Here is an 18,987-nt window from a genome sequence, read left to right on the forward strand (position 1 = left end):
GTCGGAGCGGCTTTTTCCGCAACCGGAGAACATCCCATGAAAGTCTATCTCCTATCACTTGGCGCAGGCCTGCTTGTCGGCATCGTCTACAGTCTGCTCAATGTCCGATCCCCCGCGCCACCTGTCATTGCTCTGGTCGGCCTTCTCGGCATTCTGGTCGGCGAGCAGATCCTCCCGCTCGCGAAGGCGCTTTGGACAAAAGAGCCTGCGGCCATTTCCTGGATCCATCAGATCAAGCCGCACGTGTTCGGTCACCTGCCGAAGGGCAGTATCGAGATTGCCCATCAGGCGAAGGCCGAGGAGCGGAGCTGATGACGACGCGTCGATCCTTTCTTGGAGGCGCATCGAGTCTGGCGTTCTCGAACCTCTTCTCGCCGGCAAAAGCCGCCGATCCCAACCCGACCGGAGCCGACACCATGCATCCCGACCTGATCCTCCACAATGGCCGCGTGACGACCCTTGACCGGACCAATCCGAATGCGACGGCGATCGCCATCAAGGATGGGCTGTTTCTGGAAGTCGGATCCGACAGCGAGATCATGGCGCTGGCTGGTTCTGGCACCAAGATAGTCGACCTCAAGGGCAAGCGTGTTCTGCCCGGCCTGATCGACAATCATACCCACGTCGTTCGCGGTGGCCTGAACTACAACATGGAGTTGCGCTGGGATGGCGTGCGCTCGCTCGCCGATGCGATGGACATGCTGAAGCGCCAGGTGGCGATCACACCCGCGCCGCAATGGGTGCGCGTCGTCGGCGGCTTCACCGAACATCAGTTCGCGGAAAAGCGCCTCCCGACAATCGAGGAGATCAACGCTGTCGCGCCCGACACGCCCGTGTTCCTTCTGCACCTTTATGACCGTGCGCTGCTCAACGGCGCTGCTCTCCGCGCAGTCGGCTACACGCGTGACACGCCGAACCCGCCCGGCGGCGAGATCACCCGGGATGTCAACGGCAACCCGACGGGCATGCTGCTGGCCAAGCCGAATGCGGGCATTCTCTACTCGACGCTTGCCAAAGGCCCGAAGCTTCCTTTGGACTATCAGGTCAACTCGACTCGCCACTTCATGCGCGAACTGAACCGCCTTGGCGTGACAGGCGTGATCGACGCGGGTGGTGGTTTCCAGAACTATCCTGACGACTACGAGGTCATTCAGAAGCTGTCCGACGAGAACCAGATGACGGTCCGGCTGGCCTACAACCTCTTCACCCAGAAGCCGAAGGAAGAGAAGCAGGACTTCCTGAAGTGGACCCAGTCGGTCAAATACAAGCAGGGCAACGATTACTTCCGCCACAACGGCGCCGGCGAGATGCTTGTCTTCTCCGCAGCCGACTTCGAAGACTTCCGGCAGCCCCGTCCGGAGATGGCCCCGGAGATGGAAGGCGAGCTGGAAGAGGTCGTCCGCGTCCTGGCGGAAAACCGCTGGCCATGGCGTCTGCATGCCACCTATGACGAGACGATCTCTCGCGCCCTCGACGTGTTCGAGAAGGTCAACAAGGACATTCCGCTCGAAGGACTGAACTGGTTCTTCGACCATGCCGAAACCATCTCGGATCGCTCTATCGACCGTATCGCCGCACTCGGCGGTGGCATCGCCACGCAGCACCGGATGGCCTACCAGGGCGAATACTTCGTTGAGCGGTACGGTCACGGCGTGGCCGAGGCTACGCCGCCGATCCGTCGCATGCTCGACAAGGGCGTGAACGTATCGGCCGGCACCGATGCCACCCGCGTTGCTTCCTACAATCCATGGGTCTCGCTGTCGTGGATGGTGACTGGCAAGACGGTCGGCGGTATGCAGCTCTATCCGCGCGCCAACTGCCTCGATCGCGAGACGGCGCTGCGCATGTGGACCGAGAAGGTCACGTGGTTTTCCAACGAGGAAGGCAAAAAGGGCCGGATCGAGAAGGGCCAGTTCGCCGATCTCGTTGTGCCGGACAAGGATTTTTTCTCCTGCGCCGAGGACGAAATCTCCTTCCTCGTATCGGAGCTGACCATGGTCGGCGGCAAGATCGTCTATGGGGCAGGCGACTTCATGACGCTCGACGAGAACGCCATCCCGCCCGCGATGCCCGACTGGTCGCCTGTCCGCAGGTTCGGCGGTTACGCCGCCTGGGGTGAACCGGAAGGCGCAGGCGCCCGCTCATTGCGTCGCACCGCGATCTCCACCTGCGGATGCGCCAACGATTGCGGCGTGCACGGCCACGACCATGCCGGAGCCTGGACATCCAAGCTGCCGATCGCCGACATCAAGGGTTTCTTCGGCGCTCTCGGCTGCTCTTGCTGGGCAGTCTGATCAGCCTTCAACTCGGGTGACATATAGTCACCCGAGTGTCGTCAATAATTGCGGATTTTGCAATTAAATCGAAACTATTGCTGCAATTGCTGGAATGGCAGTAGACCGCCAATATCACTGCATCAAACGTAGCCGCTCGCGGCGAACATGCAGGAGCAGATATGACCTACCAAACCCAAATGTCCAACCCCGGCTGGAGCGGTCTGGCCCGCATGATCGGTTCGCCAATCGTGCGGACGATGTCACTGCTGGCTCTTTGCGCAGCCTACATCCAAGGGCCGCTCACCAAGATCCTGGACTTCAATGGTGCCTTGGCCGAAATGGATCATTTCGGCCTGCACCCGGCCGCGTATTTCGCAGTCGCCGTCATCGTGTTCGAGCTGACGGCCTCGGCCATGGTCATCATCGGCTTCCTGCGTTGGGCGGGCGCACTGGCACTTTCCGGCTTCACGCTTGTCGCAACCTTCGTCGCCCTCCGCTTCTGGGAAATGACGCCTGGCATGGACCGCATGATGGCGACCAACGCCTTCTTCGAGCATCTCGGCCTTGCTGGCGCATTCGTCTTCGTCGCCGCATTCGACCTCACGAAGGGAGCAGGCAGGTGAGCGCTGTGAAAACATCCGGGGGAACCTTTGCTCCCCTTGCCCAGCCTGTCTTCGCGGTCCTCTGGATCGCCACCGTGATTGGCAATACCGGAAGCTTCATGCGCGATGTCGCAAGCTCCTGGCTGATGACGGATCTTTCGGCATCGCCGGCCGCTGTCGCCATGGTCCAGGCGGCCGGAACCCTGCCGATTTTCCTGCTTGCCATTCCGGCAGGCGTTCTCACCGACATCCTCGATCGCCGCAAGTTCCTGATCGGCGTCCAGGTGCTACTGGCCTCCGTCAGCATTTCGCTGATGCTCCTCTCGCAGACGGGTATGCTCTCGGTCAGCGCTCTGATCGGGTTGACGTTCCTCGGCGGCATTGGGGCCGCTCTGATGGGGCCGACCTGGCAGGCAATCGTTCCGGAATTGGTGAAGCGCGAGGACGTGAAGAGCGCGGTGGCGCTGAACTCGCTCGGCATCAACATCGCTCGCTCCATCGGCCCTGCTGTGGGCGGCCTGCTTCTCGCAGCCTTTGGCGCGGGGATCACCTATGGCGCGGACGTTGCCAGCTACATCGTGGTGATCGCAGCTCTCGTCTGGTGGCCGCGCGCCAAGAACGCAAACGACGCTCTCCAAGAAAACTTCTTTGGCGCCTTTCGAGCCGGACTTCGCTACACCCGTTCCAGCACGCCACTGCATGTCGTCCTCCTGCGCGCCGCGATCTTCTTCGCCTTTGCCAGCGCCGTCTGGGCACTTCTGCCGCTCGTTGCCCGCCAGCTTCTTGGTGGTGACGCCAGCTTCTACGGCATTCTGCTAGGTGCGGTCGGTGCAGGTGCGATCGGCGGGGCACTGGTGATGCCTGAGCTGCGCCAACGCCTGAGTTCCGACGGCCTGCTTCTCGGCGCTGCGGTGATCACCGCAGGCGTCATGGGAGTCCTTGCTCTCGCGCCACCGAAGTGGGTCGCCATCATCGTCCTTCTCTTCCTCGGTGGTGCGTGGATCACCGCCCTGACAACGCTCAACGGCACTGCGCAGTCCGTCCTTCCCAACTGGGTGCGCGGTCGTGGTCTTGCCGTGTACCTGACCGTCTTCAACGGTGCGATGACCGCCGGAAGTCTTGGTTGGGGTGCGGTCGGCGAGGCTGTCGGCATCCAGTCCACCTTGATCGTCGGGGCCATCGGCCTGCTCATCGCCGGATTCATCATGCACCGCGTGAAGCTTCCGGCCGGCGATGCCGACCTGGTGCCGTCGAACCACTGGCCCGAGCCTCTTGTCGCCGAACCCGTTGCTCATGACCGTGGCCCGGTTTTGATCCTGATCGAGTACAAGATCGAGACGCAGAACCGGAGCGCATTCCTGCATGCCCTCGACCATCTCTCCAAGGAGCGCCGTCGGGACGGTGCCTACGGATGGGGCGTCACCGAGGACTCGGCCGACCCGGAGAAGATCGTGGAGTGGTTCATGGTTGAATCCTGGGCTGAACATCTTCGCCAGCACAAGCGGGTTTCCAACGCCGACGCCGACCTCCAGGGCAAGGTGCTGGCCTATCATGTCGGTCCCGATAAGCCGGTTGTCCGTCACTTCCTGACGATCAATCGACCGTGGGCGGCATGACGGGTAAATTAAGGTGGCGGCCACGGCCGTCACCCAACCATGTGATCTTGAAAACTGGGCTGACAATTCATGAGATGCCCTGGTCCGCGTGTCTTCGCCTGACCAAACTGGGGCGACCAGTTGGAAGGGAAGCGTGGCCGATAGCCTCGACCACGTTCCAGAGCGGCCCGGTGCTATGGAGCAAGCACGAAGTTCACCAGCCGTCCAGGGACAATGATTTCCTTCAGCACTGCCTTGCCGGTCAACCTCGACCGAACGTCAGGCTCCTGCGCCGCCAGCCTGACGAGTTCGTCATCGCTGATCATCGAAGCGGCGTGAATCCTTCCCCGGAGCTTGCCGTTCACTTGAACGATAATCTCACGGATATCATCGTCGGCGAGAGCGGGGTCGTATGTCGGCCAGGGTTCATGCGACAGACTTTCCGGGTGCGCCAGTCTTCTCCAAAGCTCCTCGGCAATGTGCGGCGCGAACGGTGCCAGCAGCAGGACGAAGGATTCGACCGCCGACCGGGGCTTGATGTCCAGCCCCGTCAATGCGTTTGACAGCTCCATCAGCTTTGAGATCGCCGTGTTGAAACGCAGGGCCTTGATGTCATCGCCGACAGCCTTGATCGTCTTGTGAAGAACGCGCGCGATCTCCGGGGACGGCTTCGCATCGACAATTTTGCTCGACACCATGCCATCCTCTCCAATGGCAATCCGCCATACGCGATGGAGGAAGCGGCTGACCCCGGCGACGCCCGACATTTGCCACGGCTTGGCAACGTCCAACGGCCCCATGAAGAGTTCATACAGGCGCATGGCGTCGGCGCCGTATTGGTCGACCACCTCGTCGGGATTGACGACGTTGAATTTCGACTTTGACATCTTCTCGACCTGGCGCTCGACCTCGGTTTCTCCGACATACCAGCGGCCGTCGCGCTCGGCCGCGTCCTCGGGTCGATGGTACTTCCCAGTCGCATCCTTGTAGCTGAAGGCCAGGATCATGCCCTGGTTGAACAGCTTGCGGAACGGCTCCTTGGACGTCACGACGCCGATGTCGAACAGGACTTTGTGCCAGAAGCGCGCGTAGAGCAGATGCAGCACCGCATGCTCGGCTCCTCCCACGTAGAGGTCGACGGGCAGCCAGTATTTCTCCTTGTCGGGATCGATCGGCGCGGTCACGTTCGAAGGATCGGCAAAGCGCAGGAAATACCAGCACGATCCCGCCCATTGCGGCATCGTGTTGGTTTCCCGCAGAGCGTCCATGCCGGACTTCGGATCGGTGGTTCGAACCCAATCTTCCGCCCGTGCCAGCGGCGGCTCCCCGTCTGGCGTCGGCCTGTATTCGGTGAGTTCGGGAGGCAGCAGTGGCAGGGCGTCCTCCGGCAGGGGCACGATACTGCCGTCGGCCGTATGCAGGATGGGAAAGGGTTCTCCCCAGTATCTCTGCCGTGAGAACAGCCAGTCGCGCAGCTTGTACTCGATGCGCCCCACGCCAACGCCCTGCTCGGTCATCCATGCGATCGCCGTCGTTCTCGCCGTTTTCGTCTCCATTCCATCCATGAAGCCGGAGTTGACCATCAAGCCGTCGCCAGCCCACGCCGCGGGCGGCACATCGCCGGAGGGGGAGCCGGACGCAGACACGACTTCGACGATCGGCAGCCCGAACACCTCCGCGAAATCGCGGTCGCGGTCGTCATGGGCGGGAACGGCCATGATTGCTCCGGTGCCGTAGCTCATCAATGCGTAGTCGGCGACCCATACCGGAATCCGCGAACCATTCGCCGGGTTGATCGCATAGGCTCCGGTGAATACTCCGCTTTTCCCTTGGGCTTGCGACTTCTCTATCGCGCTCATTGCCGCCGCGCGGGCGCGGTAGGCGTCGACCTCTCCGCGCTGGCCGGCGGAAGCGATGGCATTGATGGCAGGGTGCTCAGGGGAGAGGACGATGAAGGTAGCGCCGAAGATCGTTTCCGGACGCGTGGTGTAAACTGTCAGGGAACTCTCTCTATCCTCGACGGCGAAAGCCACTTCGGCGCCTTCCGATCTGCCGATCCAGTTGCGCTGCATCGCCTTGATGCCATCAGGCCAGTCCAGCTCGTCCAGATCCGCGAGCAGGCGGTCGGCATAGGCGGTGATTTTCAGCATCCACTGACGCATCGTGCGGCGTTCCACCGGGTCTCCGGTTTCCACGTAGCGGCCGTCCTTCACCTCCTCGTTGGCCAGCACCGTGCCTTGTGCCGGGCACCAGTTGACGGCAACGTCCGCCTGGTAGGCCAAGCCGGCCTTATACATTTGCAGGAAGATCCATTGTGTCCATCGCACGAACTCGGGATCGGTGGTCGAAATCTCCCGGCTCCAATCGTAGGAAAAGCCCAGACGCCGGACCTGCTTCCTGAAATTCGCGATGTTGCTCCGCGTGGTGATCGCCGGATGGACGCCCGTGCGCACCGCGTATCGCTCGGCGGGCAGCCCGTAGGCATCCCACCCCATCGGGTGCAGGACATTGAAGCCCATCATGCGCTTGTAGCGGGCCACGACGTCGGTCGCGGTATAGCCTTCCGGATGACCGACATGCAGGCCATCGCCGGACGGATAGGGAAACATGTCCAGGACATAATACTTCGGACGGCGTTGGTCGTCGCCGGTCCTGAACGTCTGGTTTTCCTCCCAGTATCCCTGCCATCGCGGCTCGATCGTCTTGGGGTCATATGCCATTGCGACTTCCCTTCCGTCTCGAAATTCCGACCGAAGAGGAATGGCAACAAAAAACCCGCCTCTTCGGCGGGTTGTTGCATCTTTAAAAACGCAAGCGCGTGCTAACCCACCATCGGAATGATGGCGAGTAGGAGCTTTGAATGGGTGCGCGCGGTGTTCATGTCTTTTTTGATGCCACGGAACCGCTTTCCTGTCCAGACGCTGGTTGGTGAGGCCGCGAAGATTTGCACCTGCGGCTCGATTGCAAGTGACTTCTTTGTTAAAAAAATCATTTGCTAGTGGGGTCTATTCCCGTTTCGAGAGTGGAATCCTTCCCGCGTTAGGATTGAACCTACCACGGGTATCCGCGGTTACGCCACCAAGAAGGCGACGAAAAGCCCGCTTACGCGGGCTTGATACAGTCTTTCGATTTTTCTTCTTTCGCCTCGGAATATAGGCTGACGCCGCAGCTCACTTCGCCGACCTTGAGAAACCCCTTCCACTCACTCCTTTCACTGCTCCGACGGCAACCTCTTGCACATGTATCCGCAGAGTAGCCTGAATTTTTCCGATATAAGGGCACGTTTTTCCAACTATTCCCGAAATGGTTGAATTTAGTGTCTCCGCCCCTTGCAATTTTACGAAAATTCCTAGAGCATGAGTACTTGATGGATGATGTCTAAAACTTGAAGAATAGCAACCATGGAAGACTTGTTTCAGTTTTCCTCGTTTGAATGAGTATACATAAGTCGCTAAACAGGTATCTTTATAGCGAAGATATACATATTTAGTTTTACGCGATCTATTAGAAATAAATTGGGGGGAAGATGCGAAAAATCCATGAAGATTTGGCGTATTATGCCGATGATCGGTTTGCTGCATACTTGGAAAATGAGGCTCTGGGTGAGGTTCTGCAAGCATCTATGAACCAGCAGGCCCAGACGCTCCTCAACAAACGCATCGTCCCTAAGGATAGCATTCTAGGCGCTAGACTTTCTACCTTCGAGTGGGCGAACCAAAATGCCAGCACGGCGATTAGCGACCCGAATCCGGGGTCAAATAAGATCGCTGTTTTCCTAGACACAACGGCGACAATTGCTGTTGAAGTTTTCCAAGCAGACGCCCCAGCAAACGTCCTGTCGACTATTAGATTTTCCCTTTCCGAAATTCGTATTCCGATTGCCTATCAGAACAACAAGATACTTTTGTCCCAACCGGAATATTCAATTAAGGTTGACGAATTTAAGAGAGCAAATCCGGGCAATAACGATATAGAGCTTGCTCGGATGGAAGGCGTTATCGGCTACTCAGTGGTCCCAAAGGCTATTGCGAACATCCTGAGTCAGCCAGTTGCCTACGACCTATCTATCCTATTTCCTTCGATACATTTTGGATCGAACGCGAAGTTGTTTGCTGTCAACAAGGGCAAGGCAGTCGGCATTGTAACCGAATTCAGGATGAACGAGGGCCATCTGCCATGTCTATGTGATGGTCCTGATATTGGATTGAAGCCTCCACCAGTATTTCAAGACGACTCTCAAGGGAAAGGTGAGGGGGATACTATCGGTGCCGGAGGTTTAAGCACTCCAATTCCAGAGCGGAAAGACCCACATAAGGATTTCGGACTTCGGCCCAATGGTAGCGGTGTAGCCGGCTTGTACATTAGCCGGAAAACAGCGTCTGCAATCACGCGGATTGATCGGGCAGCAAAGGATATTAATCTTAGCGTGTCGGACAACGGCTTTATAGGTTTCACCGCCGATGCGACCGTTAGTTTCGGGGAGGCGAGTCTTTCCTTCGACACAGCTGGTGGCGGTATTTTCGTGGATCAGGATATTGCGGTAACGGTGAAAGTGGCTGTTACGCAGGACTTGTGCTTTGCCAGAATCCCAATAGGAGGCGGATTGGCGTTCTGCAGTCCGCTTCATCCAAATCCGAATGTTCGCCTTGGCTTTTATCCAGCAGTGGATCAACAAGGCACGGTTAAGCTCCGCGGCACGCTCGTATCAATTGATGACTTGAACTTGACGCTTGTCGCAGGAACTATCTACGATCTGATGGATTTTGGTATCGGCTTCCTTGCTGAATTTATTGGCAAGAACGTCCTAAATAACATTCTGGCCGACAAACTCGGCTCCGCAATTCGAAATAAGCTCAAAGAGCAAATAAGCTCAAGCCAGTGGGATCTGGTTGACGGAGTCCCGGTGGTTGTGCGCAACGATGTTCGCCGTATCTTTTCTGCGCCATATGACGTAGGCCCAAACAGCCTGCTTATAAGCTTCGATTACCGCAATGCCGATCGGTGAAGGTGGAGGGCGCAATCGCGACCTCTGACTTGCCCCTGAGAACTTCCTCCAGAATGGATCAGAGTCCGGCCCTCTTGTTCTTTCAGCGCCGCAATGATCTGCTATTCCGCAAATCTCTGCTTCTTCATGCGCCTCCGTCCTCTTGAGGGGCGGAATCCAATACCAGGACCTGTAGTATCGTCAAACAAGATGCAAGCATCGTGGTACGTACGCGGCTATTCTACAAGCTCTAAAAGATTTTTGGTAAAAGCGCCGCTTAGAATGTCACTCGGACCGCGTGCTTTGACGCCCAATAATTCGAGTGCAAAGCGTGCTCTTGAACACGCCACATAGAGCCTGTTGTGGGCGATATATCTCATGAAGTTCCGCGACTCCTTGGTGGTTGAAGACCCCTCATACGGAACTCGCCCTTTATCGACACCAACAACAATTACAATATTAAATTCTAGACCACCTACGTAGTCAGCGTGGCCAAGCAGCATGAGGCCATCGCGTTGAGCGGACCGGACCTTTGCATAGTCACCCCGGCGGTCCAGCACTGTGATCGGTTTGCGCCGCTTTGCCGCGTAATCTTTAAGCGATTGGAGCAAATCGGGTGCGAGGCAGGTGATTAGTATGTCTGACGGCGAGGATTCTGTCAGGGCTCCGAGTTCGGCAGCGCGTTTAAACGCAAGCTCCACCATGGTGTCGTCATCAACAGCCTCTATGAATCGAACGGGCTGTGTCCTCCTTTCGTCGTCGCTGGTAAATCCGCTCTGCGCCCCTTTTAATGTATCTTTAAAGTTTGAAAATAGATTAGCTCCCGAAGCAAGGATCGAAGCAGAAAGCTCAATTATTTGGGTTGAGCTGCGGAAAACGGTTCCATAATTTAATTCCTCTTCCTGTCGTCCGTGATTAGATTCGAGTTCTTTGCTCACTTCCCATCCACGCTCACCCACGGCCTGCGCTTGGTCGATCGCGAAAGAAATCGGCGCGGCGCTTGGATCTCTTGTGAAGTAATGGAACAGGTGAAGTTCATTTATATTGAAAAGATGTGCTTCATCGATCGCTATGAAATCATAACCTTCAAGAGATCGTCTACGCCGCCAGATCGGTGTGTCAAGCTGGCCGGTGGCTGAAAGGACAACGTCATCTGTGTCAAATTGCGCTACATCGACTAGTTGTCGCTGGTATTTTCTGAATACACTGAAGACAAAACCCCGATCAGCGTCAGTTTCAACTGGAAGGCCATATTTTAGCGGAGGGCATTCTTTGTAAGCATCAAAAGGATCGCCGGCACGCCCCTTTATCTGCATGCTTATCTCATGTTGGAATAAGTCTACGAGATCAGTATTCTCGGTCTCATCGAAAAACGAACGGAACTTATCGCTTAGGTGAGGGGCGTGGGATTTAAAATCATTCGCGCGGGCTTCTGCGATGGCTTGTTCAATGTAGAGGCCCTGCATCACTTTAGAGTCTTGGGCGTCTCTATCTACAAACTCGGTTTCTTGGATTGTTTGATTGAGCTTGTCGGCGCATATGGACGCTAGAGTTGTTACGGTCAGAGAAACGGCCGAACTCTTCGGGTCCCTCTCCCAAAAGCCGTTCGGATTAATGACTTGTAGCGATTCAAGTATCGACTTCCGCGTTGCCTCGCTCGGCGTAACAAACAGTGCCCTCATCTGTTGCTTATCGCTCTCCGCCTTGAGAAGTATAAACATGGTGCGGAGAATTAGTGTCGTGGTCTTTCCTGTGCCGGCGGCGCCGACTAATCGAAGCGCCTGTTCGACTGGTGCCTGCACAAACTGTCTCTGTTGTTTCGTAAGTCGTGGAAGCCAATCACCCAGAGTCAACATGTTGCCGCGTGGCAGCTGATTACGCGGCGCAGCGATCTTTAGTTCGTCAAACACGCCATTTCGAGTTTTATTCTGCTCGTGCTCATTGATGAATTCAATCCTGCGAGGGAGTGCATCATAGACTGATGGGAGCGCCTCGATAACCTTACGAAAATTCTGGAGGCTTGCTTCTTCAGTAAAGGAATTAGCCCCATCAAAGCCGGTCTTGTATACTAATAAGAAATTCCCCGACAAATCGCGACGTTCGAGACGCTCCTTCATCGGTTCGCGCTCTATCGCGACGCGAAAGCCTGTTCCACTTGAAAACGGCAGGGGAAAGAGAATTGTTTTGCTCGTGCCGGCGATCATTTTTTCGGCTGGCGTATAAGCATTGCTCCCGCTCCAAAACTTCGAGCAGAATCTCAAAAGCTTTTGGAGGGATGTAAGGGTTTCAGCATCTCTCACGCTACTAAACAGATTCGAACTTTCGCAATCGACAACGAGGTACTTTTTGTCTTTCCATTTCCCAGGTGTTGTCAGGTACATCCCATCTTTATCAAGATTGACGAGAAAGCTGCCGGTCCCTTTGAAGACTTGGGTTCTGCCTTGAAGTCTTTCAATCAACCGCCGCCCATCTTCGAAATCGACACTTTGTAGCTCGCGGCCAGAGATAAGCTCACGCACCGCGCCGTCGTCAATGCAAACGTATTTCAATGCGCTTCCTCCAACTGTGTGGATGCAGTGATTATCAAAGATATTTCATCTTCCAAGGGATCAGGTAAGCCTATCCTGCCGAAAAGATTTGAAAAACACTGCATCAAGTGTTCGATCGTGGGTGATGCAATTTGAGAGATTGGCATTCCAAAATCGTCGGCGTCAAATTTTAGGCACCCCGTCCCGCCCCGTTCATAGCGCTCCTTCCACGCAGCTTTCGTCAGGCCATTTGCCAGTTCTTCGGCTATTGCCTGCGGAATTGTGGTTACTTCTCGCAGCAAACAAACATAACCGCTGGGAGGGTCGAGCTCTGCTAGTCGTTCTAGGAAGTAAAAGCCGGTCACATCATGTCTGCTGAGTTTTCGGATCAGTTCGGCGACCTTTTTCGTTCGATAACGTTTAAACCACCCTAGGGCTTCGTCAGATCCAGCGGCGATCGAAGCTTCAAATTGTTCAATAAGGTCGATGAGACCCGAGAATTTTTCGGCGCGTTCGCGTGATTTTCTATCGCCTCCTTCAGGTGAGAAATGGATTGAAGCGATCTTGCGAAGAGGAATAGCGACAGTCAGCGATGTGGCAAGCCCGGAGTCTCGGAGTGCACTTTCCACTCGTCCCTTCAGGTCCCTTGATTCGTCTGCGATAAGTATTTCTAGCCCATCTATACGAAGCCAATCTTCGAGTTTAACTACAGGAACGTAGTTAAGCAGCCCATATTTCTTTTGCGCCATGTCACATCTGGCGGTTATCGCTAGCCCATGCACTGCCCTCGAAAGATACCTAGATGCATGGGCGCAAGAGAAGATCGTGCCTTGGGTGATGAGGCCGATTTCGGCTTGACTCAAAAACGGTCTTCCCCGACTTTTCAATGCCACTTTAACTCTGCCTTTATCAGAAAACTTAAACCCTAGGTGCCTTTGCTCGCCGCAGACTCCTGAACATGTCCACCGCGCCGCACAAAAAGCCTTAGATTTTGATAACTGATTCTGTTTCTACAAGTATAGGATGTTGTTTGGGGAAAACCCATCTAGGATAGTGATTGCTAAATATTCATTACCGACGATTGGAGCCTAGATGATTTTGAATACGCCAAACCTTTTTCGCCCGCGCACTATTTCCGCACGGGTCACAGCCAGCTTTACATTCGAACCTCTGCATAGCCTTGCCGAAGAATTTGTGCTCACGTCGATCGGTCAGGATGGGAGCGCAGATAGGTATGGCGCGGTAGCGTCACTACCAGATCCAAGAAGAGATCAAGACCTCGAGGATATGGTCGAACGCAATCATGCTGTCGCTCAGTCGGCGTTCTATGGACGGAAGCGGACGAAGACTATCGGCGGATATCAAGCCCGATAGCGTTCGCGAGGTTAACGATTGGCAGCATCGCGGGTGTATGAGCGACCGCACGGGCGCTTGGATCAGGCATTGCTCTCCACCGGCATGGCCGGACAGCGGCTCGGCCTCAAGGACCTCGACGACGGCATTTGGCTCATAAGCTGAATGCATTATGAATTGGGATATGTCGACCTGGAGCAGGGGACGTTGCAAGCCGACAACCGTCCAGCACGACGTTGTTACCCATCTCTCAGGAATAAACCACCTATGTGTCCAGAATGAACCGGTAGTCGGTGGCGCACCCGACAGGATTCGAACCTGTGACCTTTGGAATCGGAATCCAACACTCTATCCAGCTGAGCTACGGGTGCATGCCTGAGGCGGTTTGAATCGCCTGTCCGATGGGTGGTTCTTAGCCTAGCTTGCGGCCGGCTTCAATCGCGAAATTCTCAGAAATACCGATGCCTGCGGTTTGGCACGTGTTTTTATCCGTCAGCCTGCGAGAACGCATAAAAAACTCCGCCGGCCTTGCGGGCGGCGGAGTGGGTTGTCGTGGGCTTGTCGCCTTGCTGTCAGATCTGCATGGCGCCGGGGCCGGGGATCGCTTTCGGCGGCACCTTGCCGAGGATGATCATGCCGAGCACCTCGTCCTTGGTCACGTCCTCGGTGCGGGCGTGGCCCACCACCTGGCCGTTCTTCATCACCGAGACGCGGTCGGCGAGGTCGAAGACGTCGTGGATGTCGTGGCTGATGAGGAAGATGCCGATGCCTTCCTTCTTCAGCTGCTTGATCAGCTCACCCACCTGCGCCGTCTCCTGCGGCCCGAGGGCTGCCGTCGGCTCGTCCATGATCAGGATGCGGGCGTTGAAGAGGATGGCGCGAGCGATTGCCACCGATTGCCGCTGGCCGCCCGAAAGCGCCTTCACCGGCTCCTTGAAGCGCTTGAAGTTGGGGTTGAGCCGCCCCATTACCTGGCGGGCCGAGGCTTCCATCGCCACGTCGTCGAGCGTGCCCCAGCGGGTCTTCAGCTCGCGGCCGAGATAGAGGTTGGCGGCTGCATCGACATTGTCGGCGACGGCAAGCGTCTGGTAGATCGTCTCGATGCCGTATTTCTTGGCATCGCGCGGATTGCGGATGTCGGCCGGCTCGCCGTTGATCAGGATCTCGCCGCCGTCACGCTTGTAGGCGCCGGAGAGGATCTTGATCAGCGTCGATTTGCCGGCGCCGTTATGGCCGAGCAGGGCCACCACTTCGCCGGGGTAGAGATCCACCGAGGCATTGTCCACGGCGTGGATGCCGCCGAAGGAGATCGAGATGTTTTTCAGTTCCACGAGGGGAGTGCGTTGATCAGCCATATCTGGGGCTCCTCTCACTTGGCACGGGCGCGGTAGACGGTGTCGAGCCAGACCGCCACGACAAGGACGGTGCCGACGACGACGCTCTGCAGCGGTGTGTCGACATGCGCCAGCACCATGCCCGACTGCAGCGACTGCATGACGAGCGCGCCGAGCATGGCGCCGGCGATGGTGCCGGTGCCGCCTGCCAGCGACGTTCCGCCGATAACGGCGGCGGCGATGGTGTAGAGCTCGTCGAGCGTGCCCTGGGAGTTCGTCGCGGCGTTGAGGCGGGCGGTGGAAATCGCCGCTGCGATAGCGGCCAAAACGCCCATCAGTGCGAAGATGCGCACGGTGACCCAGCGGGTCTTGATGCCGGCGAGTTCGGCCGCCTCGGGGTTGCCGCCGATCGCGAAGACATAGCGGCCGAAGCGCAGCCGTGTGGCGATGAAGGTCATGATGATGCCGACGACGATGGCGATCAGCACCGGCACGGCGATGCCGTAGGGAATATCCAGGCCGGTCTCCGGCCAGGGGATATTGTTGGTCTCGGCATATTTCTTGGCGATGTTGATCGGCCAGTAATAGCTGTTGGCGATCGAGACGGCGCCAAGGATCAGCACGCAGCTCAGCGTCGCCAGGAAATATTCCGCCCAGACCGGCCGCTGCGGAAAGCCGAAGCGGCGGCGCTGCCGGCGCGAGCCGATGATGCTGGCGATGACGAAGAGGCAGGCGCCGATGCCGACGATCCAGCTCCACGTGGCGCCGATCGAGCCTTCAGCGCCGCCGCCCATGATGCGGAAGGTCTGGTCCATCGGCGCAACCGTCTGGCCGCTGGTGACGAGCCAGGTGGCGCCGCGCCAGACCAGCAGGCCGCCAAGCGTGACGATGAAGGAGGGAACGTTGAGGAAGGCGATGATGATGCCCTGGAAAGCGCCGATCAGGCCGCCGGCGATCAGGCCGATGAGCAGCGTGATCACCCAGGTGAAGGGGCTGTCGAAGCCGATATATTCAGGCAGGATCTTGGCCTGCGTCACGCCCATGATCATGCCGCAGAGGCCGAGCACGGAACCGACCGAAAGGTCGATGTTGCGGGTGACGATGATCAGCACCATGCCCGTCGTCATGATCGCGATATCGGTCGTCTGGACCGAGAGGTTCCAGAGATTGCGCGGGGTCAGGAACAGGCCGCCGGTGATGATGTGGAAACCGATCCAGATGATGACCAGCGCGCCGATCATGCCGAGCAGGCGCGTGTCGATCTCGGTGGCGCGGAAAAAGCGGGCCACCGGACCGGCTTCTGCCGTTCGCGGTCCGCTTGAAGTCGTTGATTTTACCATTTCGGCCATGGGTTTGCCGTTCCCCCATTGTGTTTGGACGGACGCGCCGGCGTGCTTAAGGCTGCCGGCGGCGGCGTCTGTTCTTCAACTGACCATCGCGATGCTTCCCGGAAACCGCACGCGTGGCGTCGCGACACCCTTCCGGCAGGGAATGAAAATCCGCGATGGCGCGGCGAGGCGGAGGAACTTCGTCGTTGGAGTTCCCGCATCCGGCGCCGCAGCGGTCTTTCCGCTGCGGCGCCGGCAGTTCAGTTAGGCGCTGCTTACTTGCAGGCGGCAACCGTGCCGGCCTTGACGCCCTGGCAGGCTTCAGCCTTGGAAATCCAGCCGGCGTCGATGACGACGTTCAGGTTGTCCTTGGTGATGGCAAGCGGCTTCAGGAAGACCGACTGCATTTCCACGCCCTTCGGGCCGCCCTTGAAAGCCTGTGCGCCGTCGACCTTGCTCATGTCCTTGCCGCCGGCGAGGTCGAGAGCGATTTCTGCGGCGCGCTTGCCGAGTTCGCGGCTGTCCTTCCAGACGGAAACCGTCTGCGTGCCGAGCGCGATGCGGTTCAGCGCCGCCTTGTCGCCGTCCTGGCCGGAAACCGGAACGGAGCCGGCGAGGCCCTGGGCGTCGAGCGCTGCGATCGCGCCGCCGGCCGTGCCGTCGTTGGAGGCGACGACGGCGTCAACCTTGTTGTTGTTGGCGGTCAGGAACTGCTCCATGTTGCGCTGGGCGTTCTCCGGCAGCCAGCCGTCGGTATAGGCTTCGCCGACATTCTTGATCTTGCCGGCGTCGATCGCGGCCTTCAGCACTTCCTGCTGGCCCGAGAACAGGAAGTCGGCGTTCGGATCGGAAGACGAGCCCTTGATGAAGACGTAGTTGCCTTCCGGCTTGGCCTTGAAGACGCCCTCGGCCTGCAGGCGGCCGACTTCCTTGTTGTCGAAGGTGATGTAGAAGGCGGCCGGATTTTCGATCAGGCGGTCGTAGCCGACGACCGGGATGCCCTCGGCAGCGGCCTTTTCGATCGCCGGGCCGATGGCGTCGGAATCCTGGGCGAGAATGATCAGCGCGTTGGCGCCCTGCGAGATCAGCGATTCGACGTCGGTGAGCTGCTTGGCGGCAGAGGACTGCGCGTCAGCGGAAATATACTTGGCGCCCTTGGCTTCGAGAGCCTTCTTGATGGCGGCTTCGTCGGTCTTCCAGCGTTCTTCCTGGAAGTTCGACCAGGAAACGCCGACGACGAGATCGGCAGCCATGGCGGCGGTATGAACGGAAACGAGGATGGCAGCGCCGGCCATCAATTTCAAAATAGACTTCATAATGTCCTCCCGAGTGAGTTGCGACCGGCCCAGCCCATGCTTCCTCCGGCCACCGCGTAAAGCTGTCGAGGAAAGTTCGGATTATTTTCTCGACAGTCGAGAAATTTGATGTCAGAGATTTTTTCAGCTGTCAACACTGGACTGCCGGCTTAATTTCCTTGCGCAGCAGCGGCCGGAGATGCAGTGGAAAGCAAGAGTGAATAGCGGGAGGAGAGGGCGGCATTCATGCTGACCAAGTCGAGCACGGAGCTGGTCCGGCAGAGAAACAGCGTGCTCGTGCTGTCCGTGCTGCGCCGCCACGGTCAGCTGGCGCATACCGAAATATCGGATTTCACCGGCCTTTCCTCGGCCACCATTTCGGCGATCACCACGGAGCTGGAAAAAGCCCAGATCATCGAAAAATCCGAGCAGCAGGCGGCCAGCGGCCGCGGCCGGCCGCGTGTGCTTCTGCGCCAGCGGCGCGATTGCGGCTATCTTATCGTCGTCATCATCTCCTCGGATGCCGTGCAATATTCGCTGGTGGATTATGCCGGCAAGCTGATCGACCGTTTCAGCGAGGAGCGCTCGCATGATCCCTCGGGCGCTGGCCGATTCGTCCAGGCCGTGCGTACCGGTCTTTCACGCATTCTCGATCGGTCGAAAATCAGCCAGGAAAAAGTGCTGCTGATTTCGATCAGCAGCAAAGGACTGGTCAATTCCACCGAGCCGGTGCTTGTCTGGTCGCCGATCTTCGGCAGCGACCAGATCGATTTCGAATCGGCGCTGCGGCCGGAATGGCAGGCCAAAGTCATCCTCGATAACGAGACGCTGCTGGTCGCCGCCGCCCTCGGCGCGCGCGAGGAGATCGTCAAGGGCGCCGATTTCCGCTCGCTCGCCGCCCTGTCGCTCGGCCACAGCATCGGCCTCGGCATCGTCCGGCGCGGCAATGAGACCGGCCAGGAGGTCTCGGCCCCGAATTTCGGCCACATGCTGCACATGGCAGGTGGCGGCCTCTGTCGCTGCGGCACTCGCGGCTGCATCGAGGCCTATGCCGGCTTCTACGCCATCCTGCGCAGCGCCTTCGAAGTGCCGCTCGATACGATCCCGGCCAAGTTCGTGCCGGTCGCCGAACTCGACAAGATCGCCGCCCGCGCCCGCCAAGGCCACCGCACCTCCACCTTCGCCTTCCGCCAGGCCGGCCTGGCGCTCGGCAACGGCCTGTCACGCATGCTCAGCCTCACGGAACGCATGCCCATATCAATCACCGGCCCCGGCACCCGCTATTACGACCTGCTGCGCCAGGGCATCGAAGAAGGCCTCGGCCAATCCCATATCGTCCGCATGGAAGGCATGCCGGAAATCCGCGTCGTCCCCGACGAACCGATCCTCGTCTTCGAGGGCCATCTCAACCGGGCGCTCTCGGTGATCGACCAGGATATCGTAATCTCGGGGGTGCAGGGCGGGGAATGAGGACGCATCTCCTCTTGCTCATTCCTGTGACGTGCACAGGGCGAGAGGTCGCGGCAGAAAAAAGACCCCTCCCCAACCCCTCCCCACAAGGGGGAGGGGCTGCCCTGGAGCGCCCGTCTCGTTCCACTCGAAACGTCGCGGATATGGAAAACGGGTGCGGCAGGTTAAGCCCCGCCCCCTTGTGGGGAGGGGTTGGGGAGGGGTTTTCGCGCCTTGTCATCA

Annotated in this window: 12 protein-coding genes and 1 tRNA gene; 6 read left to right on the plus strand and 7 right to left on the minus strand. The window is 58.2% G+C overall.

The window, feature by feature from the left end; all coding sequences use genetic code 11:
- Positions 1-36 precede the first annotated feature (36 nt).
- From CO666_RS22315 to CO666_RS22330, 4 genes are all read left to right on the plus strand, one after another.
- Positions 37-312 (plus strand): XapX domain-containing protein, encoded by a 276-nt coding sequence (locus CO666_RS22315; RefSeq protein ID WP_097614367.1) that lies wholly within the window; start codon positions 37-39, stop codon positions 310-312.
- Positions 312-2,294 (plus strand): amidohydrolase, encoded by a 1,983-nt coding sequence (locus CO666_RS22320; protein ID WP_097614368.1) that lies wholly within the window; start codon positions 312-314, stop codon positions 2,292-2,294. Before CO666_RS22315 ends, CO666_RS22320 begins: the two co-directional genes overlap by 1 nt.
- A gap of 161 nt (positions 2,295-2,455) precedes the next feature.
- On the plus strand, positions 2,456-2,899 hold the full coding sequence (locus CO666_RS22325; protein ID WP_097614369.1) for a DoxX family protein: 444 nt from the start codon (positions 2,456-2,458) through the stop codon (positions 2,897-2,899).
- Positions 2,896-4,494 carry an MFS transporter gene (locus CO666_RS22330; RefSeq protein WP_097614370.1) on the plus strand — a complete coding sequence of 533 codons (1,599 nt, stop codon included), beginning with the start codon at positions 2,896-2,898 and terminating at the stop codon, positions 4,492-4,494. Before CO666_RS22325 ends, CO666_RS22330 begins: the two co-directional genes overlap by 4 nt.
- A 173-nt stretch (positions 4,495-4,667) precedes the next feature.
- On the opposite strand, the gene leuS is transcribed toward CO666_RS22330, so the two are convergent.
- The gene (leuS, locus tag CO666_RS22335; RefSeq protein WP_097614371.1) at positions 4,668-7,193 is read right to left on the minus strand and encodes a leucine--tRNA ligase; all 2,526 of its coding nucleotides are present in this window, start codon (positions 7,191-7,193) and stop codon (positions 4,668-4,670) included.
- An 806-nt stretch (positions 7,194-7,999) separates the two neighbouring features.
- Between leuS and CO666_RS22340 the strand changes: the two genes are divergently transcribed.
- A complete protein-coding gene (locus tag CO666_RS22340) occupies positions 8,000-9,478 on the plus strand; it encodes a hypothetical protein (RefSeq protein WP_143540354.1) in 1,479 nt (492 codons plus the stop codon).
- 215 nt (positions 9,479-9,693) lie between these two features.
- Here the strand turns inward: CO666_RS22340 and CO666_RS22345 are convergent, their stop codons facing one another.
- From CO666_RS22345 to xylF, 6 genes are all read right to left on the minus strand, one after another.
- Positions 9,694-12,006, minus strand: coding sequence for a UvrD-helicase domain-containing protein (locus tag CO666_RS22345; protein ID WP_097614373.1), 2,313 nt, complete (start codon positions 12,004-12,006; stop codon positions 9,694-9,696).
- Positions 12,003-12,734, minus strand: coding sequence for a hypothetical protein (locus tag CO666_RS22350; RefSeq protein ID WP_143540356.1), 732 nt, complete (start codon positions 12,732-12,734; stop codon positions 12,003-12,005). The genes CO666_RS22345 and CO666_RS22350 overlap by 4 nt, the downstream gene beginning before the upstream one ends.
- A gap of 898 nt (positions 12,735-13,632) precedes the next feature.
- A tRNA-Arg gene (locus CO666_RS22360) sits at positions 13,633-13,709 on the minus strand.
- A 201-nt stretch (positions 13,710-13,910) separates the two neighbouring features.
- Complete coding sequence (locus CO666_RS22365) at positions 13,911-14,693, minus strand: ATP-binding cassette domain-containing protein (protein ID WP_003581354.1); 783 nt, start codon at positions 14,691-14,693, stop codon at positions 13,911-13,913.
- A 14-nt stretch (positions 14,694-14,707) separates the two neighbouring features.
- A complete protein-coding gene (locus CO666_RS22370) occupies positions 14,708-16,021 on the minus strand; it encodes a sugar ABC transporter permease (protein ID WP_097614375.1) in 1,314 nt (437 codons plus the stop codon).
- A gap of 254 nt (positions 16,022-16,275) precedes the next feature.
- On the minus strand, positions 16,276-17,316 hold the full coding sequence (gene xylF / locus CO666_RS22375; protein ID WP_097614376.1) for a D-xylose ABC transporter substrate-binding protein: 1,041 nt from the start codon (positions 17,314-17,316) through the stop codon (positions 16,276-16,278).
- A gap of 225 nt (positions 17,317-17,541) precedes the next feature.
- On the opposite strand from xylF, the gene CO666_RS22380 reads away from it, so the two are divergent.
- The gene (locus tag CO666_RS22380; RefSeq protein ID WP_097614377.1) at positions 17,542-18,765 is read left to right on the plus strand and encodes an ROK family transcriptional regulator; all 1,224 of its coding nucleotides are present in this window, start codon (positions 17,542-17,544) and stop codon (positions 18,763-18,765) included.
- Positions 18,766-18,987: the final 222 nt, after the last annotated feature.

The organism is Rhizobium chutanense, from assembly GCF_002531935.1.
GTDB lineage: Bacteria > Pseudomonadota > Alphaproteobacteria > Rhizobiales > Rhizobiaceae > Rhizobium > Rhizobium chutanense.